Source organism: Candidatus Bathyarchaeota archaeon (genome assembly GCA_026014685.1).
Taxonomy (GTDB): Archaea; Thermoproteota; Bathyarchaeia; order Bathyarchaeales; family Bathycorpusculaceae; genus Bathycorpusculum.
Genome location: JAOZHW010000022.1, coordinates 101,193 through 122,441 on the forward strand (window position 1 = coordinate 101,193; position 21,249 = coordinate 122,441).

Sequence of the window (21,249 nt, forward strand, 5' to 3'; positions counted from 1 at the left end):
GGCAAAACAATGAAAACCCTCCTAATTACCGGAACCCTCGCAGAAAACACCGTAAAACAATACGCCAAACAAAGCCAAACCCCAACTGAAGTCCTCACCCTAAACGTTCAAGTCGCTGCATTCCTCACTCCAGAAATCATCAGCCAAGCCCTCAAAAAACACAAACTCCACGACATCGACATCATTTTAACCCCTGGCCAAGCCTTAGGCGACACCAAAATCATAACCGACGCCACCAAAATTCCCGCTTTCAAAGGCCCACGGTACGCTGCCGACCTCCCTGTAGTTTTAGACAGTTTAGGCGAAGTGAAGCTTTCATCGGTTGTACCTGCAGATGATTTGCTCAGAGCGAAGCTTGAGGCGAAGGCTCTTGAAGAACTGGAAAAAGTTGAGCAAAACCGAGAGGAGTTATTCAAAAAACAGGGCAACTTGATGATTGGGGACTTGACTGTTGGTAAAGAGTTGCCGATGCGTGTTTTGGCGGAAATCGTTGATGCACCGCTTCTGGATACAGCAGAGATTGCACGTTTGGCTAAGCATTACGTTGCTTCAGGCGCACACATAATCGACATCGGCATGGTCGCAGGGCAAACCCGCCCTCAAGACGCAAAACGGGCGGTAACCGCAGTTAAAGCCGCCGTAGACGTGCCTGTCAGCATCGATACACTAAACCCCCTTGAAATTGAGGCGGCAGTGGCTGCGGGGGCAGATTTGGTTTTGAGCGCGGACGCAGGTAACCTAGAAGAGATCGCGCCGTTTGCAAAGGATGTTGCTGTGGTGGTTATTCCCACTAATCATCGTAAGGGATTTTTCCCAAAGAAATCTGCTGAACGGGTGAGGCTACTTGAGCGTTTAATTAAGCAAGCTAAGCAGTTGGGCTTCAAAAAAATCGTCGGCGACCTAATTCTTGAACCCACAAACATAATGGATTCTTACGTTGCGTTTCAAGAGTTCAGCCGCAGAAACCCTGAGGTGCCTCTTTTGATTGGCATCGCTAATGTGGTGGAGCTTTTTGATGCTGATTCAGTCGGGCTTAATGCGTTACTTGCGAGGCTTGCTTCTGAGGTGTCGGCGGATATTTTGTTGACAACCGAGGAGACCCCAAAAGCGCGAGGTTGTGTGCGTGAGGTTTCTGTTGCGGCAAAGATGATGTTTCTTGCCAAGAGGCGCAATTCTGTGCCACGTGATTTGGGTTTAGATTTACTTGTGTTAAAGAACAAAACAGAAAAAGAAGCACCACTCAAATTAGGTAAAACAAAAATTATCACCGCAAAACGTCAGAAAAACAAGTCTGTCACAGTTGACTCTTGCGGAGTTTTCCGCGTGATGGTTGACCGAGAAAACAAAAAACTTGTAGCGCTACATTACAAGTCTGCTGAGGCACCTGCGCCTAATTGTGCTGTTCGTGGGGTAGATGCTGAAACCGTGATGGCGGAGGTTTTGAGGTTGGGGTTGGTTTCTCGGTTGGAGCATGCTGCGTATTTGGGTGGTGAGTTGGCGAAGGCGGAGGTGGCGTTGCGTGTGGGGCGGGATTATGTTCAGGATGCGGTTTTGTTTGAAAAATGAGTGCTGTACATTTTTGACATGTAAATGTATAAATTGTCGCGTCTTTTTTATATGGAGAAAAATGCCTGTTTTGTAGTTTGTTTTTGAGCTTATTTTTGTATTAGGAGCCATTTTTGCGTTTATTGATAAATCGGGGTAGCGCAATTAACGTTTCGTAAATTTTAAATATAAAACGGGTTCTACAATACTTTTGAGGTCAATATCGTGGCGAAGGCTCCAAAAAAAGAAGATAAAAAGGCGAAAAAGAAGAAATAAGCCGCTTCAAAGCAGGCTATTTCCTCACTTTTTCTTTTTACTCCACACCAAAAGTCTACGCCCTCAAAATTGCTTAAAATCAATCATAAACGTCTAAAACCTCAAAAAAATCGCTAAACGAAGATTTATCTTACTAAATGCAGTAACCTAGATTGAAGGGTGAAATTTAATTTGAACACTAACGCATTAAGCATAGACTTTGCTGGATTACAACTAGAAAACCCCACGATGCTCGCCTCAGGCGTCATGGGGTACTCCGCAGAGTCCTTCCACCGCATCGCCAAAAGCGGCGCAGGCGCAGTCGTCACCAAATCAGTCGGCATACAACCTAGAGTTGGCTACGTTAACCCGACAGTGGTGCAGGCAGAGGGCGGTTTGATTAATGCAATGGGTCTGCCCAATCCAGGGATTGAAGTTTTTTGTGAAGAAATTAAATTCTCCAAAACCATCTTGCGTGTGCCGCTTATCGTTAGCGTTTTTGGTTACTCTGCAGAAGAATACGCCACTGTCGCCAAGAAAGCAGTCGACGCAGGTGCTGATGCAATTGAGTTAAACGTTTCCTGTCCGCACGTAAAGCAGACTGGTGCAGAGATCGGGCAGAACCCAAAAATCTTATCCGAAGTCGTGCAGCAAGTCAAAGCCGCAATCAACAAGCCCCTCATCGTTAAGCTGTCGCCTAACGTTGCAGACATAACAGTCCTTGCTGAGGCAGCAGTCAAAGCAGGCGCAGATGCACTAACTGCCGTGAACACGCTTAAAGCCCTGGCGATAGATGCAGAAACCATGATGCCGATTCTCGCCAACGTCCGGGGTGGATTGTCGGGTGCAGCGGTGAAACCTGTGGCGCTTCGTTGCGTCTACGACATCGCAGAAAAGTTTAAGGTGCCCATAATTGGATGCGGCGGAGTCACCAACTGGCGTGATGCCGTAGAATTCTTCTTAGCAGGCGCCTCAGCCGTGCAGATAGGTACAGCAGTCGCCGATGACATTGAAGTTTTTCGTTCAGTTGCTAAGGGAGTGGAGACTTACTTGAGAAAGAAACATTATCAAAACATAAAGGAGATAGTCGGACTTGCCCACCACAAATAACACCCTGCGAACCACGCAGATAGTGCAAATACGCACCGAGAGTCCAACAGTAAAAACATTCGTGCTACCTGACCGCCTCTGCTGCAAAGCAAAACCAGGGCAATTTTTGATGCTGTGGATTCCAGGCATAGACGAAATCCCACTAAGCATTATGGATGCCTCAAACGGGTTGGTTTCAGTTTCAGTCAAAGCCGTCGGCGACGCAACCCGCCACCTCCATGCCATGCAAGCTGGCGCAACCGTGGGCATCCGTGGTCCCTATGGCAACAGCTTCACAGAAAGCCGAGGCAAAGTGCTTCTTGTCGGCGGCGGAACAGGAACGGCGCCCCTGTTGTTTTTGGCAAAACAGTTAGCCACAAAAACCGAACGACTCTCATTCGTGGAAGGCGCCAAAACTAAGGATGAGTTGCTCTTTGTGCACGAAATCGGTGGAGTTTGCCAAGAAAAAAACATAATCACTACAACCGAGGACGGCACCGCAGGCCTCCAATGCCTTGTCACACAGCCGCTGTCCAGCCTCCTCGAAAAGGAACGTTTTGACATGATATATACCTGTGGACCAGAGATTATGGTTAAGAAGATTTTTGAGATGACTGAGAAACGCAAGTTGCCCCTTGAGGCGAGTCTGGAGCGGTTAATGCGCTGCGGCATCGGTTTGTGTGGAAGCTGCGTTATCGGCAAGTACCGCGTCTGCCGTGATGGTCCCGTGTTTAACGCGGCGCAGTTGCGGGAGATAAAAGACGAGTTGGGTGTTTCAAAGATCGGTTTTGACGGCTCAAGAATCCCAATATAACCCTATTTCCCACGGTTTTATTCAACATTTTTTGCGCCTTTGTTTATATAAGGGAGGGGAGGTAGCGGCAGAGAGGTCGCGTGGTTCCATCTTTTGCGAAAAGAAAAACAATCGACATCATTGAGGTTTGCATGCTTAAAACTGCTTTTTCATCAGGGAAATACTATAAATCTTTGATTGTATTAGCTTACAAAGTTCAAATTATCAGGACTACACGGTAAGGTCGCATGGCTCAAAAACGAGACTACTACGAGGTACTTGGCGTACAGAAAGGCGCAACAAAAGACCAAATCAAAGACGCCTATCGGAAACTGGCTTTGCAGTACCATCCAGACCGCAACAAGGAACCTGGTGCAGAAGAAAAATTCAAAGAAATTAGCGAAGCATACGCAGTCCTAAGCGACGACCAAAAACGGGCACAGTACGACAACCTTGGCCACGCAGGCTTTGACCAACGCTACACCAGTGAGGACATTTTCCGTGGTGCAGACTTTGACTCAGTCTTCCGCGACATGGGCTTCGGCGACCTCTTCCGCACCATATTCGGCGGCGCAGGCGGATTCGGCGGTGGATACGAAGAACGTAACCGAGGACAAGACGTTGGATTCGACCTGGAAGTGACCTTAGAGGAAGCCGCCAAAGGCACCGAACGCGAAATCGAGATTCCCCGAACTGAACGATGCGACACCTGCAATGGCTCAGGAGCCCAACCGGGTACACAAGCCAAAACCTGCCCCAGATGTGGTGGCGCAGGCAGAGTCCAGAACATGCATAAAGTCGGCTTCGCAACTTACATGCAAGTCAGCGCCTGCCCAACATGCAAAGGTAAAGGTAAAATCATCGAAACCCCATGTAGCAGCTGCCGCGGCTCAGGTTTAGTCCGCAAAAGAAGAAAAATCACTGTCAAAGTCCCACCAGGCATAGACGAAGGCACCCAGCTGAGGCTGCGCGGTGAAGGTGAAATGACAAGTAGCGACGGAGAGCCAGGTGACCTATATGTCATTGTACATGTTCGGCAGCATCCACAGTTTGCCCGCGAAGGCGACGACCTCTGGCATGTAGCCATAATCTCTTTTCCCGAAGCGGCGCTCGGCGCAGACATCGTGGTGCCTACACTCGAAGGGCCCACGACCGTAAAGGTTCATCCAGGCACACAAGTCGGTGAAGTCATTACTCTGCGCGGTAAAGGTATGCCGAGGTTTAGGGGGTATGGCAGAGGGGATTTGCTTGTACGTATCGGTATCCGAGTGCCTGAGAAGCTTACCTCCACGCAGAGGGCGCTGTTGGAGCAACTTGCTAAAGAGTTCGGCTCAGAGCAGACTAAAAGCCGAAAATTCCGCCTATAAACGTAGGGTATTTCGAATTTCTGCTAATTTCTCGTTGAAGCGCACTACATCAAGCGGCACGGTTACTGCTTTTTATGAGCTGTACCGAACCCATGTTTGGCTCTAAAAAAGGGTTTTTCAAAGAAACGGAAAAGAGTTGTATTTTATGCATTTTTTATGGTCCTGGGGTTGGTGTAGCTGCGGCTGTGGCTTGGACTAGGGTTTCGGTGAAGTATGCTCCTTGTGTGGTTGTGATGACTATGGCGATGGGGCGTCCCACATCGTTTACGGTTATTAGGTCAGGTGTTAGGGTGACGGTTAGGGTTGTGCTGTTGCCTTTAGCGAGACCTGTGCCGATTTCTGGGTTACTCGTGTAGTTGCTGAATCTTTCACCTTTGATGGTGATTTGCGAGACTCGAATGGAGGTGGGGCCTGTGTTGACGAGGCTGATTTGGGCTTTTTCTGTGTCCAGTGTTGCGCCTGCTATGAAGAGGCTTTCTTTCTGAATCTGGTTCGAGGTCAAGTTAACCGCAAACAGCACCACAGTGGTTGAGAGCACGACGGCTGCCATGAGGATGATGAGGTTGCCGACTGGGGCGCCCAGAGCTTTTTTGCTCCAGAGCAGACGTCTAAGCGTGAAATGCCCCATGCTACGTCGCCTCTTGAGAAGCTAACTCATCAGGGTAAGCTATAACTTCCCTGATTTTGGGAGCGTCCTCTCGGGATATTCTAAGATATGTCAGGGATTTACATTGATAGATGATCTGGGAACCGTTGCGGTTGTTGATGTACTTTAAAAGGTTAACGTATTCTTTTTCAGTTCCCTTTAGCACTAAACCTATGTAGAAGTAGGGTTCGGCTGAGTTGGTTTTTGGCTTTGCCCTAGTTTTAGGTTTAGGGTCTAGTGTAGTTTGGTTTTTTTTCATCTGTCGATTCCTTCGTTCAATCCATACGCACTAGGCGTAAGTATCATGTATTACGTCTTGCTATATAATAAATATTTCTGCTCTTAACCCCAAATCAACATCCAAAATCACAAGAAAAAAGAAGAGTAACCCGTCAATCAGTTAAGCAAAATTTGTAGATTAATGGAGAGATTTGGGGGTTACCGAGGAGTTTTTATGTGAGAAGATTAGGCTAGTTGATTTGACGACCTGTGGTACACCGATTAAGTCTTCGATTATGAGCATGCCGCGTGCGATGATGGCAAACGCTGCTGCAGGAGCTGCTGCTACACCGAGGAGTCCAAGTATACCTATGATGCCGAATTCTTGTACGCCTGCACCTGCAGGGGTTATGGGGACAAACGCCAACGCCGTCGCTAAGGGATGGATCAAGAAGTAGGCGATCCATGGTACATTGGTTATGCCTAGTGCGAGGCCTAAAAAGTACCACTCAAGACCTTTGAGAATCCAGCAGACCAAGGTTAAACCTAAAATTTCTGGGATAGCCTTTTGTGTGCTGTGGGAGCTTTCTTTGTATTCTTCGAGTTTTCCCATGATGCCGCCTGTGACTCTTTTGAGAAACCGCCAGTTAGCGATGCGGTCAAATACGCCTATGGCGCGCCGTGACCATGTGAAGGCTGCTAGCACAATTGCGCCTGTAAGCATCAAGCTAATGCCCAACGCCGCCACGATGATGCCTATGTTTATGCCCAGCAGGGTTCCGGGGAAAAGCTCATTCCATGTTGTAGCGGGAACCATGTTAACGAGGTAAATCACTGCGCCAACGCCGCCTGCAACTTTGATGAGAAACTCTATGGTTTGTATTCCCAAGATGCTTGAGAGGGCCTTAGATGAGGGGACATTTTGGTCTCGTAGATAGATGGGTGTGAGGATGTATCCTGATCTACCTGGAGTTACGTCGCTTGTAAGCATACCTGCATATTGAGCAAGGAGGGTTCTGCCAAAGGTTGTTTTTACGCCGCTTTTGGCCAAAACCCGTTGCAGTCGAATAGTAAAAAACAGGTTAATTCCAAAATACATCAGAAATGCAAGCGCCAAATACTCAACCTTAATGTTGAGTAGTGCATTGTAGAGCGAATCAACCCCGATGTACCAAAACAGTGCTGCAAAAATAGCCACCATCACGACGATTTGAACAGCGATCTTTAGGATACGCTTCGATGAACTTTGCGGCTTTGCAGGGTTTGGGGACTCGGAGGCGGACATGTTGGTTAGGAATTCGTTTGGGAAGTTAAATGGATTGTGGAAAAACCAACAAAAACAGCAACACAATTCTTTCTTTTTATGGGAATGCGAGATTTTGGGGCAACAATGGGAGGGGGTTGTTTGGGTTTGCACGGTGTGCGGAGTTTCATTAGTGTTTAAGTATCATGTAATCTTGGGGTTTATTGCCAAGAATCATGCGATAGTGTGTTTTGCCGTTTTTCTTTTCAGTGACTAATTCGGTTTTGCCCTGAACTTCAATCCGCTCTCCCACGTTGGCCTGCATACAGAATCTGCCTCGGAAGGATACAACCTCAGAAATGGGTGCGAGTTTAGGGCCTTCAAGAACTTCTACGTTGCCGATTTGGTAGCTACAGGGAGTAAAAAGTGCATCCGTGTTGTCTTGCACAGTTGCTGTGATTTTGCAGTAGCCTGCGTTCTTGAAGTATACATCGCCATATTTTTCAGGGGTTTCGTTCCAGTCTTTTAGAAATCGAATAAAGTAGTCTGTGCCCATGAACATGCCCTGAAATGCCTTCCGATTCTCAACAGCCTGAAAATCCTGGAAGCTCATGTGTGTGTCTTTATTACGGAAGTCATAGAGTGTTTTCAGTTCCGTTTCTGTGTATGCTTTGAATCTCGAGTTTTCTGTGTTGCGGAGTTGCTGTAAGGCTTTGTAGGCTTTTTGGCTGTTTTCTATGCCGTAAACCAAGGGGTCGATGTCTGAAGTGGTTGTTGTTAATCCCGCCATTATGGAGCCAGATATGCCGATCGCATTCCAGGGTATGTCGGCTTTTTCTTTGAGCCTTAATGCTAATTGGTATGCTTTTTCTTCCAGCGGACTACGATTGCTTTCCCGTAGTTGGGCAAGCTTTTCGGTAGGTTGATAGAGCTGGGCGATTTGGTCTGTTGGGACTTCGCAGAGGGTTTCGCCGAAAACTGGGTCGTAAACTATGAGGTCTGGGTGGTGCTCTTTTAGGTAGGCGAATCTTTCGTCTAAACTGTAGACTTTACCGTAAGTGATGTTGTTACCTCTGCGTGTACCTGTGGGTGAGGGAATGAATCTGGGAAACGCCACTATCCTATCTTTTGGGTGAACTGTGCCTTTAACGTCGAAAACAACGTTGCTTTTGGTTCTGATTAGGTCTCCTTCGCGGGCTTTCATCACTAACTGTTCGCCTTTAGTATCTGGCTTCATTTGTTTGTATTTTTTTACATAACGTTAATAAGGCTTTTTTGGAACCCTAATAGAACGGTGCAACAAAACGAGCAGCAACCAAAAAAAAGCCCAACACATCAGCCGCTGCCTACAACTCGCCATAGTGCTTGAAGTCAGCGCCGACAAACCCGGCAACGTCAACTTAGTCGTCGATTTTGAAGGCACCAGATGCGAACATTTCTTGGCCTCTTCTATCGCTGCTGGCCCATCTTTCCAAGAAGCTGCATCACGCGGTATCGAGATTGCGGATAAAAAACGTAGCCTTGCAGATGCAGGTTTAGGCGACCTCATCAAATGGGGCATTGCCGACATAGACCAATGGCAACATGGGGGAAACACGTTGCTGGGAACAATCATGTTGTTTGCCCCTTTGGCAGTTGCTGCTGGAATGACTCCTACAGACAGCAAATTTAACTTCGATTTTTCGGTTCTTCGCAGGAATATGGATTTGGTGATTAAGGCGTCCACTGCACAGGATGCGGTTGAAGTCTATGAAGCCATAGACATCGCTAAACCCAGCGGACTCAACGGGGCACCTGACTTAAACGTTAAAGACAAAAATAGCAAAACCCGCTTAATCAACGAAAACATTACGCTCTATGAGGTTTTCAAGATTGCCTCAAGCTACGACGACATATGCAGCGAATGGATAAACAATTTCCCAATAACTTTCGATTTAGCCTATCCATACCTGATAAACGAACTAGAACATAAAGACCTAAACAGCGCAATCGTAAACACATTCCTAAAAGTTCTCTCTGAACATCCCGACACTTTCATCTCGCGCAAGGTAGGTTTAGAAAAAGCCAAAGACGTCTCGGTTGGGGCGAAAGAAATTTTGGATTTAGGCGGTGTAGAAAACCCCCAAGGCAAAGAAAAACTGATTGCTTTCGATGAAAAGTTGCGTAAAGCGGGTAACGACTACAATCCAGGTACAACTGCAGACATCACAGCGGCTGCTTTAGCATTAACTACTCTAAGCGGTTACCGCCCATAAAAAGTAGGCTTGTTTTAATTTGCTACAAGCACACTATCAAGCCTATTTTATGGTTCAGTGGACTTAGAGTGGAACCGTTCCTCTGGCGGTATGCGCTGACACCGCACCTTTTTTTATGGCAGCTAAAACTGAATCGACACTAAAAGCGGAATCTATCTGCGTATAAACACTGAACAACTCCGACACCTGATGCGCGTCTGTGCCAGCTGTGCCGGGTAATTTCAATGCTTTAGCGAATTCTTTAGCCTGAGCATTAGCTTCTTTGCTTGAACCACCATTGAGCACTTCGATGGCATCCACTTTGAAGTTTTTCGCCTGTTCACCCATACCGTACATCCGAAAGGGATGGGCAACTATTGTTACGGCGTCAATGGCTTTAGCGTAGTCCACAACCGCTTGCGGGGTCCAGGGTTTTGGGGGTAATTCGTCGGTGCCCAAAACCAGCATGTCACCTTGGACTGTGCTTATTTCCACGCCTGGGATGATGAGTACATCTGGGTATGCGGAGGCCAACTCTATTGCTGCTTTGCAGCCTCTTGTGCTGTCGTGATCGGTGATTGCTGCGACTTTAATGTAGCTATGTGCAGCGAGCATGTCGACTAGGGTCTTTGGTTGAACTAGGGAATCTGGTGAATAAACGGTGTGTAGGTGGAGGTCAGCGCATAAAGTTGGGATTGTTTCATCTCCATAATTGGCTGAGGTGAATGGTATATGCTATGGGGTGTAAAATAGTTATTTGAAAACAATTGGATAGCGGTTTTTGTGGGTTATTTTGAGAATATGCGCTGGGCTGCGGTGTTTTTTTCTAGTTTTTCTAGGTTTTCGGTTTCTGTTTTTAGTTTGTAGATTGCTTTTTCTAGTCCGTCGCTGCGGTTTTGGAATGTGAAGTCGTCGACTTTTTTGTCTATCCAACTGACTAATGATGCGTCGAGTGAAACGCTGATTTTGACTTTGCGGGAGCGCATGTTGTACATATCTACAGTTCAGCTGTTATAAGTATTAATCCCACTTTGGAGCATTCTTAAAGCTTATATATATCATAGTGTGAAAAGTGCATATATTATCACACTTAACTAAAGAGGCGAAGCTATGTTAGAACAAGACTTAGAAAACAACTTTCAACCCGTAAAAATCGACCTAAAAGAATACGCCCTCGCACTAGAACACATCGAAAACCTCTACACACGCCTATGCTGCCAAAAAAAACTCGGCGACCAATGCAAAGACTGCGCCCTAATAACCGCCGTAACTGCACTCAAAGACTTCGCGCAAACCGAACAAGTAAAAGCAGTCGAAAAAAACTTGGGCTTCAACTTACCCAGATAACCTAATTTCCCCTTTTTCCTTTTTTACACCAACTGTTTGCGGATTGCGCTTGCCAAATGATCTAACATTTTTTTGGTACTTTCCATATTGGTCTCAACAAAATCAAATACCACTAACTGCTCTTCGCATGCTTGCTGAGAGGCTTTCTTAACGGTGTCATTCCAGAGTTTTTTGTCATTCAGCAAAACAACTCCACGGTAATTGCTGCGCTTAATGTATTCTGCCGCTTGCACAGCAACGTACTTGACGGTTTCTAAGTTCAGCGGAAGCGCAGTTTCGTGTTGAGACAGCGGATAAATTTCATCCAGTTCTAAGGGGATAACGCCGAATGGCGCAGCATAAACACAAACATGCACTTGTGATGCGAGTTCTTCGCCCAAATTTCTGAAGAGCTGACGAATTTTTTTGAATTCAGGCGCTTTGTGAAAGGGCTTGTTGCGTGTTTGAGGCACAAGAAAAAGCACCTTGGCGTTTTTTGGTGGTGTGTAGTTTTCTCTTAGGTGTTTGCGGTAATGTGTGATTTCTGGTCTTGCAAGCCCAACCGAGTTGAAGTAAAAGAAGCCACTGCTTTTTGTAGTTGGACTATATCTTTGCAGAAAATCTTCATGATGCCGAACACGTTTCAAGGCAGAGAGCAATGCGGGGTGCGCGTGGAGCCTCATCTCGGTGTGTTCCCAGAGCCTGCCATCACGGATAGCTTGTTTTATGCGGCGGAGCTCAGCGAGGCAAACATGCAAGTTGTGTTCCGCTAAGAAAACTTCGCGCTCTTTAGCTGGTTTTTTGCGTAAGCTCTCAGGTGTTTCGCTTATGCATCTTGGGCAGCTACATGGGAAGTAATCCATTTGGTCAAGCCGCCAAGTACCGTTTTCAGTCATGTACCGACCTTCACGGGCATAAAGCGCATAAGCTGCAGAGTCGAAGAGGTCACAGCCCAACGAAACTGCTAACGCAAACATGGATGGGTGTCCTGCGCCAAAGAGGTGTAGCGGTCGCTCGATGGGTATGCCTTTTCTGCAAGTCAAAATCATATCCGCGAGTACATCGTAGCGGTAGTTTTCCATGACTTCTGTTGGGCTGCCCAAGGCGTGGATTGGGAAGGGCAGTTTACCCATTTCTACTGCGGATGATGCGACAAGGTCGAGGTGTCTTCCGCCTTGTACAGGTCCAACCCAGAGTATGTCATCTCTAGTTTTTAGTTTAAAGAAGTCTTTTGCTCTGCGCAGTGTTTCGGCTACAGTGACTTCGGCTTGTTCTTTGGTAACTTTCCACCCGGTGGGGATATCTAAGATTGTGGCGATGTCGCTTCCGATGCCCTCCTGATAGGCCACGATTTCTTTTTGGGTAACTTCAACTTCGCCGTAGACGAGGATCTGGTACGCTCCCGAATCGGTCATGATTGCGCCGTCGTAGTCGAGGAATTTATGCAGCCCCTGCTCGACGGGCACATTGTTGTAGCGTTTTTTTATGATGTAGCTGTTAGTGATTAATGCTTGGCAGCCGAAGGTTTCCTTGAGCCGTTTGCAAGGTATGGGTTGATTGCTGGGGTTGATGACTGGAAAGAGGAGGGGCGTTTCCACTGTGGCGGTTTTGGTTTTTAGTTTACCGATTCTGCCAAGCAGGTCTTTTTCTTTTATTTCAAAGATGCTCAAGGACTTGAAACCTACAATTGAAGCGTATCTCGCTTATAAAAAAGGTTAGCTCCAGAAAATCCGAAGGGTTGTTGACTAGTATTTTGAATTCAGAGCTCAAAGTTGCAAGTGTTATAAACAAAGTGCTGCATAGTAGAGCTTGGCTAACTACGCATTGGTTGGCTGTTTGAGGGGTTCACGTTAATGCAATTGGGCTACATCCTGGTGCTGTTGAGCATCTGTTTCTTCGCGGGCATGTCAGTTTGGGTTATTTATCGGTCTCGGCAGGAAGCAAAAAAACTTGAAAACCCAAACCCAACCTTGATGGCTAACAAGACAAGAAAGTGCCGTGATTAGTCATCCTTATATCGCAATGTTTCTCTAATACCCTCAGAAGTGCACTTTCATGGTCTGCTCAATCGACATCATAGAGAAACCAAAACTCAACGACCCAATCTTAATCGAAGGCTTACCCGGCATCGGCTTCGTCGCAAACATCGCCGCATTACACTTAATTAAAGAATTGAAAGCCAAAAAATTTGCACAGGTCTTTTCCTCATCATTCCAAGATTTCGCCATAACAACCGAAGACGGCGGAGCACTCTCACCCATAAACGAACTCTACTACGCAAAACGCGAAGACGGCGGACGCGACCTCATAATCTGGTACGGCAACACTCAAGCACTCACAACGGTTGGCCAATACGAGTTAGTGGGGAAAGTCTTAGACATAGCAATTGAGGTGGGATGCCGCTTTGTGATCTCTATCGGCGGCTTCAAAAAAGAAGAAGTGCAACCAATCCCCGCGATCTACAGCACCGCAACAGATTTGGAGACGATGCAGCAGGCACTGGATTTAGGAACAAAAGTTATGGTGGGTCACGTTTTCGGTATCGCAGGATTGACAGTTGGGTTGGCGCGCCTGCGCGACCTCAAAGGTTTCTCACTGCTTGTCGACACATTGGGTTTGAATCCTGACGTGAACGCTGCACGCTACGCCCTGATTACTCTGGGAAAATACTTGAACCTAAACGTCGACTTAACGGGGCTTGAAGCAAGTGGAGAAGAAATAAAAAAGATGCTAGAATCGTTTGGCATAATTCGAAGTATTACAGAAGAAAAGAAAAAGGAAGAGCAGCAACTGCGCTGGTTTATTTAGGCTTTGACTTCACTCATAAATTGAGCGTAGACTTTGCCCACTCTGTCCGCGGCTGGTCCTGAGCCTTCCACGATGCCTTTCTCGGTCAGTTTCACTTTATCCATAACCCAGATGAAGCCTTGATCCTCGTAGAGTTTAACCATAGTTGGGAAAACTTTTTCCAACCTGCCTGCTAAAGCTTTGAGGTCGAAGGGTTTTTCTGCGCTGCTGATTTGTGCAACTACTGCGCCGTTTAGGCATATGCGGTGACACAGTTTTCCTTGATCGTCTTTGGCGTCTGCTAAGCAGAGGCTCATGTTGTCGGGGTTAATGCCGATGAGTGTGCCGTTGAAGACTTTTCCGTTTGTGGTGACAACTGCAACAGTTTTATCTGCTAACGCTGCCACTTCTGTAAAATATTTTCTTTGCGCTACAGACAACTTTTATTTCTCCTGACTTGTATGTGAAGTTACTATTCAACTATTTATCTTTGATTTAAATAGTTTACACAAAACTTGCGGCAAACAATTTTTCGGACAGACAAATCTATTCACTCAGAAGCATATACGGTTCCGTCCGAAGGCGCTGGAGGCACGCGACGTCTCAGCGTCTACCTCCCCTCCCTTATATAAGGAAAAGTTGTTTTGAGCGTTATCTCTTTGCGGAGCGGGTTGGCGTTTTAAACGTAAGGCTTTTAGGGGAAAACACAAACCAAAGGATGGAACAATATGAGTAAAGAATCAAAACCCTATACTCAAGACCCCTATTTTAAGCGATGGATGTCAGGTCTTAGTGAGCGCACTAAGCTGAACTATACTGAGAGAATCCAGAACTGGATAACCTTTACAGGCATGGATTTAACCATGCAGGTAAGTAAACGCATGAGGGATTTAACCTCTCAAGACCTCTCAGAGAGACAGTTTTTTGAAGACAAATTCAGAGCCTACAAAGAGTACTTGGAGAAGCGAGGTGACCTAAAGCCTCTTAGTGTGAGGACTGAGTTAACGGCTGTGGCTTCTTTCTTTTCAAGAATCGGCCTACCCTTAGCACTAAAGCGCGGTGACTGGGAAAGTACACAGCAACAAGCAGTAATTCAACGTTTAAAGATAACACGCGATGACGTTAAAGCGATGTATGCACACGCTAACCTAAGAGACAGAGCTTTGTTGCTTGTTTTAGCGCAAAGCGGTTTTTCTGAGGTTGATGTGAGCAATCTTCGGATTGAGGAGCTAAAGGGGCTTTATGAGAATGCTGAGACGGAGCATTATTTTATCGAGAAGCCACGTGAGAAAACAAACGAGGTTCAGGCTACTTGTTTTAGTTATGAGGCTGTGCATGACCTAAAAGCTATGCTCCAAGAGCGAGGCAACCCAACAGAGGGGTTTTTGTTTGTTAGCCAAACCAAAGGCAAAGGAGAACAACTAGAGGTTAGAAGTATTAATGAGGCTATGAAGTCGTTAGCGCAAAAAACGTTTAGCGAAGACAAAGCCAAAGACTTCAAAACAAAAGCGCTTAGGAGCTTTTACAATTCTGCGCTTTTGAGGGCTGGTGTGTCGCCGCAGGAGCTTAAGGATTTGATGTTTGGGCATGGCAGAAAAGGCGCCAGAGGACACTACGACTACGACGAACAAACCATTAAAGAAGCCTATGGTAGGGTGTTTGAGCATGTCTCAATCAACGGTCTGCAAGTCAGAAACGATTTGAAGAAAGTTATGGATGGACTAAACAGTTTGAGCAGTATGAATGAGGTTTTTAGGCGTCAGCTTGAAGCCAAAGACCGTGAACTCCAAGAACTTAGAGGTGAGCTTAAGGCTTTGAGCAGCATGATTAGGCAGGTAGCATGTTCTGAGCAGGTAAAGATAGCAGACGAAGTTCTTGCGCAAGTAGCTGATAGATTACTTGCAGACTCAGAGTTTATGGCTAAATTCAAAGAAAACGCTCAAAAAATAAACCCCAACACCCTCAAAAGATAGGCACCAACCTATCTTTCCTATCCTATCTCATCGCCAGAAATTCTTAGCTTTTTCAGCTTAGTTCTCAGTTGCTGTTCTTTCATTTTTGTCTTGAGCAGTCAGGCTTAGAAGTTATTTGAATCTATTTTATTTTTTCTTAATCTCAAGTTTCGTATCTAACTACGTTAACAAGATAAGGCGCGCCCTTCGGGCGCGCACGACACCGCCCAAACCCTACCGCCAAACGACCTGGCGTCTTCGGCGTGCAACCCCTCCGCAAGCCCTATCGGGTGAGCCGTTTTGCCCCTCAAGGGGGCGCCTGCCCCGCTTTCGTGTCCTCGTCCCCGCTCCATGAGCAGGGACCGCTTCAGGCTAAAACGGCTCACAGAGGGGGCACGCCTAAAATACACGATAAAGAACGGTGGGGGGTGTGTGATTTGGGTTGGTTTGAATTATAGAAAAACCTGAGCAACCACAAGGGTTGCCGCCGACTGTAAAAATTATTTTTCTTTTATTGACAATTCACAGCCATCTCAGAGGAATAATTATAGAATACTGAAACACCTTTTGGTCGTCTAAAGCTTTTTTTAAGAAATCATAGGCGGTACCAAAGTATCGTTGTTTTCACCTAAATCACCACCGTACATGAACCTGCTCTGTCCGCCCCAGTTAGATTCAATCAGTCGCAAAAAAAGCTGGTTCGATTGCGACTCAATCAAGATGTCAAATCTCGGAGGACTACCTATCGAAAAGTATAGGTCAGTGGACCTGCTCTCTTTACTATGCAGAGTGTATGATAATTTGACTGTATGGGCATCCACAAACTCCGTTGGGTAAAAGTCATCCCGTGAAAAGGTTGCGTTTCCCTCTAATTTAACAACGATGCTAAAGGTTGCATCAAATAGACCAGTATTCTGACATTGAACCGTAGTGAATGTTCTGTTAACAAGTTGGCTATTTTTGGGGTAATCAATTACTGTGTACCAATGACCATCGATTTTTTGGTATATACGGGGCTGAAGAAAATAATTAACCGATGACCCAAAAAAATAAAAAACAACTATTAACGCAAATACAAAAACGCCAATCAAAGCTAATGTCAAGCGAATTTTTCTTTTCATAGCCAACACAATCTTATTTGCTTGTTGCTATTATTAATTTTTGTAATATTTTAGGTCAAATGATAAGCTTTTTAGCACTCACATCAGAGTTCTGATGATTAGAGAATTCTTGCAAAAGCTTATAACTAGCCAGTAATAATAGAAATCAGCGACAAACGTCCCTAAAATTTACTTTTCCCTAAGGCAGGTCTTTCCTACAAACTAAGTGCTGATAAAATAGTGATTACGATCTCTAAAGACGCATTAATAGTAAATTGTCAATCAAGTTAGAAGAGGACCAAGCTTTTATAAATAAGTTTAATTATTGTTTAGCTATCCCTAAAGAAATGCATTTAGAACGTAAAAACCTCTTAACCCTCAGGAATGGCTGTTTAGAACTGCTTTTCCATATAAAGAACAAACGCCAGCATTCTTGACGATTGTGAACTGGTTTTGTAAACTGAAAACAAAATGCCGCCTTTAACCAATTTTTATGGATATTGGAATTCGCTTCAAGTGAGGACAACTACCTTTTTTGATTGAAAAAGCCGCCCCGTCAGTAACCGAAAGCTGTGCAGCCAAATCAGCCCTAAAACCTATAGTTGTGCTTCTAAAAGCATTTATGTAGGGTGATGTTTTTTAGAGTACTGAAGATGAAGTATGTCTGAGAAAATTAGGAGTTTCATAGCTTTCGATTTGGAAAACGACAGTGTTGTGAACAGAATCGCTGCAGCGCAGAAGATGATTATGCAGACTAACGCTGACGTTAAACTTGTAGAACCAAAAAACATTCACATCACCGTGCGTTTTCTAGGCGACATCTCGCCAGACATGGTTGAGAAAGTCTATGCGGCAATGAAAAATATCAAATTTACACCGTTTAACATTCAATTAACAGGTTTAGGGGTTTTCCCAACGATCAATTATCCACGGGTTGTTTGGGCGGGTATAACTGACGGCGCACAGCAACTCACCAGCATCTTTGAGCAGTTGGAACCTCAAATCCACGATTTAGGTTTCGCACCTGACCCCAACGGATTCACTCCACACTTAACCATCGCCCGTGTCCGAAGTGGCGCAAACAAGCAGCGATTGGTTGATTTGGTGCAGCGACAAGAGCACTATGACTTTGGTAACATTCGCGCAAGCTGTCTGCGCCTCAAAAGAAGTCAGCTATCACCTAAAGGGCCAGCTTACTCTACACTTAAAGAGTACTGCCCCTAAAAGGCCACAACAATGAGCCATGATGAATTAACCGCACGTATTCTTGAAAAAATTACACCTAAGCCCAAGGAACGCGCAAAGGTTGAGGCGGTAAGCAAAGAATTAGAGAAAAAGATAGCTGCAGCCTGTAAAGAGGAAGGTATAACCGCTACCGTGCGCGTCGAGGGTTCAGTCGCTAAAGACACGTGGCTCTCAGAAAACCCCGACATAGACATATTCATCAGATTACCCACATCCATAGACCGCCAATTTCTAGACGAGATCGGGCTGCGGATAGCAAAAAAAGCAGCGGGTAGCGCTGAACAGCTGGAACGTTACGCGGAGCACCCATACCTTGAAGTTTTCGTCGAGGGATACCGCGTAGACATCGTGCCCTGCTACGACTCCAAACCCGGCGAGTGGCAAAGCGCGACCGACCGCACACCCTACCATACCGACTATATCAAGGGGCATTTGGACAGGAAACTGCTCGGCGAAGTGCGTCTGCTCAAACGGTTCATGCAGGGCATCGGTGTGTACGGTGCAGAAATCAAAGTGGGTGGATTCAGCGGTTACCTCTGTGAACTGCTGATTTTGAAGTACGGTTCATTCGCCGAGACCGTGGCGGCATTTACAGGTTACAGTAAGCGAATCGTTGTTGACATCGAGGGTTTCTATGGCGACCGCGAAAGAGACCTCTGCCTGCTTTTCCCTGAGCCGCTTGTGATTGTTGATCCTGTGGATAAAGGCAGAAATGTTGCTGCGCCTGTGCAGCTCCAGAAGCTCTACGAATTTATCGCCGCTGCAAGAGCCTACCAAAAAGCGCCCAGTGAAGAATTTTTCTATCCTCCACCAATTCATGCCGAACCACCCAACATTATCGAAAGTCACATCAAAAACAAGGGCACCGCACATCTTTACCTAACAATCGGCGAGTTAACTGCAGTTCCAGACGTGTTATGGGGACAACTATACCGCACGAAACGTTCGTTGCGCAAACTTCTTGAAACTTACAGTTTTTGTGTCCTGCGGGATACGGTTTGGAGCAACGAAAAGTCTCTCAGTGTCTTTGTTTTCGAGTTAGAACAGTTAGTTTTGCCGAATGTTAAGCGGCATCTTGGTCCGCAGCTTGAGCGTGCAAGTGACTGCGAAAAATTCCTTTCAAAATACGTTGAAAGTAAAGAGGTAATTTCTGGACCCTACATTGAGGATGCCCGCTGGGTTGTAGAGGTTCCCCGTAAATACACCGACGCCTCAACCCTCTTTAGGGAAAAACTAGCTGACGGCGGCAAAAGCGCTGGAGTCGCGGAAATAGTGCAAAAAGCTATTCAGACGGAATATAGCGTTCTAGTCGATGAGCAAGTGCTTAAGCTCTACATGGAGAACTCGGATTTTGCTGTGTTTTTAACTGAATTTCTCTCAGGAAAACCTTTGTGGCTAAAAGCCTAATGCAGCTAAAACGAACATAACTGCCCCCGCGATGAAGCAGTATATTGAGAACAGGTAGAATTTTTTGGCTGCCAAAGATTTTTCAAGCAGTTTAAGCGCCAAGAAACTAATCGCCACAGTTACAGCAAGGGCCACTGCAAGTTCGAGGTTTCCGATTCCGGCAACTGTAAGCGCGTCGTGTTCTTGGTATAGTGTTAGGCCTAAGGCGCCGATTACTGCAGGGATGGAGAGGAGGAAGGAGAATTTGAAGGCGATTTCTTTTCGTACGCCCAGTAGAAGCAGAGTTGCGATGGTGAAGCCGCTTCGGGAGACGCTTGGGATGATGGATAAACCCTGCATGACGCCAACTAAAAGCGCCATGGGTAAGGTTATTGTGTCTTTGCGTTCCGTGGAGAATTTGGATGCGAACAGGACGCTGCCTGTTATGATGAACCAAACCCCCAGCCAAAGCAAGGTGCTAAAGTAGGAGTCTAGTTGTTCTCCGATTGTAGCGGCCATTAATGCGGTTGGAACTGAACCGACGATTATAGGTAAGATTAATTTGCCGTCTTCAGAGTGGAAGTCTCTGTGCCAAAGCGAAATTAGGACATTTTTGATGGCGACGCGGAAGTAAATCAAAGTAACTAAAAGTGTGCCGAAGTGCAATAGTACATCGAAAAGTAAGGGGACAGTTAAACCGAAAAAGTATTCAGCGATTCTTAGGTGTCCTGTGCTGCTTATGGGGAGCCACTCGGTTGTGCCCTGAATCAGGCCTAAAGTTATGGATTGCAGTATGTCCATGCTACTTCGCTGTTAAGTGGTTGCTTCGGCGGCATTTAAGCTATACTTACTGGGTGACGCTGTGATACCAGCTGATTATGTATTCAGGCAAGTTTAAGCCGCGTTCGCCGAGGCGCTCAGCTAATTTTACAGGTAACGGACTAAGCACGTATGCGGCTCGGGTGTAGAAGCGTCTGGGGAAAGTGGGTTTTGCCTCTTCGGGGAGTATGATTTTTAGGTCAGCTTTTTTGGCAAGCGAGGAATCTTTGTCGCTGGTGATCGCGAAGACTGTGCCTGCAAATTTCTTAAGCACATCCGCCCAAAGGAGGACTGGGCGTGTTTCACCTGAGTAAGAAAGCAGTATTTCTAGGTCACCAGCGCGTGGATGGGGCGTGTTTACGCCGCGGGTGATGTAGACGTTGTCACCTAGGAAGCTTTTGATGTGGAAAAGTCGCACGCCAGTCATTTTGGCTATTTCGTTAGCGGTTCCTCTGCCCCCCAAGAACAGGTTAGTGCGTTGTTCAAGCAGATCAACGAGTTTAACGTAGGTTTCTGAATTGACGTTTGAGTCAATCATATCTCCTAATTTTTCGAACTCTTCAACGCATAACGGTAGAATTTCGTCTGCATCGAAGTTGCGGTAGATGGCTTCGATCATGCTGTTGAGTAATTCAAGGGTACCTAACTCGAAGATGTCGCCCATCATGCCTGTTTCGGAGTATTCAAAGCTTGGTTTGAGTTTGCCGCGTCCTTTTAGTTGAACGACCTGGCCGTATTTTCTGGTTATTTCCGCTAGAGGTGACTCCATGGATGAAGTGAGTAGGCCCATTGAGAAGTTTTTGGATTTCTTTTCCTCTATGTATTTAGCGAGGTCTTGGGCCATGACAAGGGGGTCTTCGCTGTAGCCGCTACCTGAGTTCATGAGCAGAAGTGTTTTTTTGTAGCGACGTGCGAGGTCAGGTGCCGCGTCGTACATGCTTTTACCTGGAAAACCTGGATCGTCGGGTGTTAGGACGACTTTGTTGCGCCAACCTGCTGTCGCCAGTGCAATCTGGCTCATGGCTGCGTTGAGTGAGTAGAGTGAGCGTCCGGAGCCTCCGCAGATCACGCAGTCAGCGGATTTGAGTTCTTCGTAGAGGGGAGCGAGTTCTTTCTTTTTTATGGCAAGGATGTTTTCTTGTATTCTGTTTACGTATCCGAGGCTGCTTACTTTGCTTTTCATAGGGACACGCTTCCAGTTCAAAATCAGTTAGGGATGGCTATATTATCCTTATGCTCGCTA

The 21,249-nt window shown here is 46.2% G+C and carries 20 protein-coding genes; 10 read left to right on the forward strand and 10 right to left on the reverse strand.

Annotated elements, in window-relative coordinates:
- Positions 1 to 9 precede the first annotated feature (9 nt).
- The 4 genes from NWE96_11675 to dnaJ all read left to right on the forward strand — a co-directional run bounded on the left by NWE96_11675 (position 10) and on the right by dnaJ (position 5,049).
- Positions 10 to 1,566, forward strand: coding sequence for a dihydropteroate synthase-like protein (locus NWE96_11675; GenBank protein MCW3984628.1), 1,557 nt, complete (start codon positions 10 to 12; stop codon positions 1,564 to 1,566).
- Positions 1,567 to 1,992: 426 nt separating this feature from the next.
- Positions 1,993 to 2,910, forward strand: coding sequence for a dihydroorotate dehydrogenase (locus NWE96_11680; GenBank protein MCW3984629.1), 918 nt, complete (start codon positions 1,993 to 1,995; stop codon positions 2,908 to 2,910).
- Positions 2,894 to 3,703: a dihydroorotate dehydrogenase electron transfer subunit gene (locus NWE96_11685; protein ID MCW3984630.1), complete on the forward strand. Its 810-nt coding sequence runs from the start codon at positions 2,894 to 2,896 to the stop codon at positions 3,701 to 3,703. Before NWE96_11680 ends, NWE96_11685 begins: the two co-directional genes overlap by 17 nt.
- A gap of 227 nt (positions 3,704 to 3,930) precedes the next feature.
- On the forward strand, positions 3,931 to 5,049 hold the full coding sequence (dnaJ, locus tag NWE96_11690; GenBank protein MCW3984631.1) for a molecular chaperone DnaJ: 1,119 nt from the start codon (positions 3,931 to 3,933) through the stop codon (positions 5,047 to 5,049).
- Between the two features lie 154 nt (positions 5,050 to 5,203).
- On the opposite strand, the gene NWE96_11695 is transcribed toward dnaJ, so the two are convergent.
- The 4 genes from NWE96_11695 to NWE96_11710 form a co-directional block, all read right to left on the reverse strand.
- Positions 5,204 to 5,677 (reverse strand): hypothetical protein, encoded by a 474-nt coding sequence (locus NWE96_11695; protein ID MCW3984632.1) that lies wholly within the window; start codon positions 5,675 to 5,677, stop codon positions 5,204 to 5,206.
- A gap of 1 nt (position 5,678) precedes the next feature.
- Entirely contained in the window at positions 5,679 to 5,954 is a 276-nt protein-coding gene (locus tag NWE96_11700) for a hypothetical protein (protein MCW3984633.1), read from the reverse strand.
- Positions 5,955 to 6,113: 159 nt separating this feature from the next.
- Entirely contained in the window at positions 6,114 to 7,199 is a 1,086-nt protein-coding gene (locus NWE96_11705) for a flippase-like domain-containing protein (protein ID MCW3984634.1), read from the reverse strand.
- 148 nt (positions 7,200 to 7,347) lie between these two features.
- Positions 7,348 to 8,394, reverse strand: a complete 1,047-nt coding sequence (locus NWE96_11710) for a hypothetical protein (protein MCW3984635.1) — start codon at positions 8,392 to 8,394, stop codon at positions 7,348 to 7,350.
- A gap of 97 nt (positions 8,395 to 8,491) precedes the next feature.
- Here NWE96_11710 and NWE96_11715 point away from each other — a divergent pair, with 97 nt between their 5' ends.
- Positions 8,492 to 9,412, forward strand: coding sequence for a triphosphoribosyl-dephospho-CoA synthase (locus NWE96_11715; protein MCW3984636.1), 921 nt, complete (start codon positions 8,492 to 8,494; stop codon positions 9,410 to 9,412).
- A 63-nt stretch (positions 9,413 to 9,475) separates the two neighbouring features.
- On the opposite strand, the gene NWE96_11720 is transcribed toward NWE96_11715, so the two are convergent.
- Positions 9,476 to 10,087 (reverse strand): CehA/McbA family metallohydrolase, encoded by a 612-nt coding sequence (locus NWE96_11720; protein ID MCW3984637.1) that lies wholly within the window; start codon positions 10,085 to 10,087, stop codon positions 9,476 to 9,478.
- Positions 10,088 to 10,179: 92 nt separating this feature from the next.
- Positions 10,180 to 10,386, reverse strand: coding sequence for a ribbon-helix-helix domain-containing protein (locus tag NWE96_11725; GenBank protein MCW3984638.1), 207 nt, complete (start codon positions 10,384 to 10,386; stop codon positions 10,180 to 10,182).
- Between the two features lie 115 nt (positions 10,387 to 10,501).
- Between NWE96_11725 and NWE96_11730 the strand changes: the two genes are divergently transcribed.
- Positions 10,502 to 10,738 (forward strand): hypothetical protein, encoded by a 237-nt coding sequence (locus NWE96_11730; protein ID MCW3984639.1) that lies wholly within the window; start codon positions 10,502 to 10,504, stop codon positions 10,736 to 10,738.
- 23 nt (positions 10,739 to 10,761) lie between these two features.
- Here the strand turns inward: NWE96_11730 and tgtA are convergent, their stop codons facing one another.
- Positions 10,762 to 12,387 (reverse strand): tRNA guanosine(15) transglycosylase TgtA, encoded by a 1,626-nt coding sequence (gene tgtA, locus NWE96_11735; protein MCW3984640.1) that lies wholly within the window; start codon positions 12,385 to 12,387, stop codon positions 10,762 to 10,764.
- Positions 12,388 to 12,772: 385 nt separating this feature from the next.
- On the opposite strand from tgtA, the gene NWE96_11740 reads away from it, so the two are divergent.
- On the forward strand, positions 12,773 to 13,525 hold the full coding sequence (locus tag NWE96_11740) for a PAC2 family protein (protein ID MCW3984641.1): 753 nt from the start codon (positions 12,773 to 12,775) through the stop codon (positions 13,523 to 13,525).
- On the opposite strand, the gene NWE96_11745 is transcribed toward NWE96_11740, so the two are convergent.
- Positions 13,522 to 13,944: an Lsm family RNA-binding protein gene (locus NWE96_11745; protein MCW3984642.1), complete on the reverse strand. Its 423-nt coding sequence runs from the start codon at positions 13,942 to 13,944 to the stop codon at positions 13,522 to 13,524. The two genes, NWE96_11740 and NWE96_11745, sit on opposite strands and share 4 nt — an antisense overlap.
- Before the next feature lie 288 nt (positions 13,945 to 14,232).
- On the opposite strand from NWE96_11745, the gene NWE96_11750 reads away from it, so the two are divergent.
- From NWE96_11750 to cca, 3 genes are all read left to right on the forward strand, one after another.
- Entirely contained in the window at positions 14,233 to 15,477 is a 1,245-nt protein-coding gene (locus NWE96_11750) for a tyrosine-type recombinase/integrase (GenBank protein MCW3984643.1), read from the forward strand.
- A gap of 1,739 nt (positions 15,478 to 17,216) precedes the next feature.
- Positions 17,217 to 17,780, forward strand: a complete 564-nt coding sequence (gene thpR, locus NWE96_11755) for an RNA 2',3'-cyclic phosphodiesterase (GenBank protein MCW3984644.1) — start codon at positions 17,217 to 17,219, stop codon at positions 17,778 to 17,780.
- Positions 17,781 to 17,792: 12 nt separating this feature from the next.
- The gene (cca, locus tag NWE96_11760) at positions 17,793 to 19,208 is read left to right on the forward strand and encodes a CCA tRNA nucleotidyltransferase (protein MCW3984645.1); all 1,416 of its coding nucleotides are present in this window, start codon (positions 17,793 to 17,795) and stop codon (positions 19,206 to 19,208) included.
- Here cca and NWE96_11765 read toward each other — a convergent pair.
- On the reverse strand, positions 19,197 to 19,988 hold the full coding sequence (locus NWE96_11765) for an undecaprenyl-diphosphate phosphatase (GenBank protein MCW3984646.1): 792 nt from the start codon (positions 19,986 to 19,988) through the stop codon (positions 19,197 to 19,199). The two genes, cca and NWE96_11765, sit on opposite strands and share 12 nt — an antisense overlap.
- A 46-nt stretch (positions 19,989 to 20,034) precedes the next feature.
- Positions 20,035 to 21,189, reverse strand: a complete 1,155-nt coding sequence (locus tag NWE96_11770) for an SIS domain-containing protein (protein ID MCW3984647.1) — start codon at positions 21,187 to 21,189, stop codon at positions 20,035 to 20,037.
- Positions 21,190 to 21,249 lie beyond the last annotated feature (60 nt).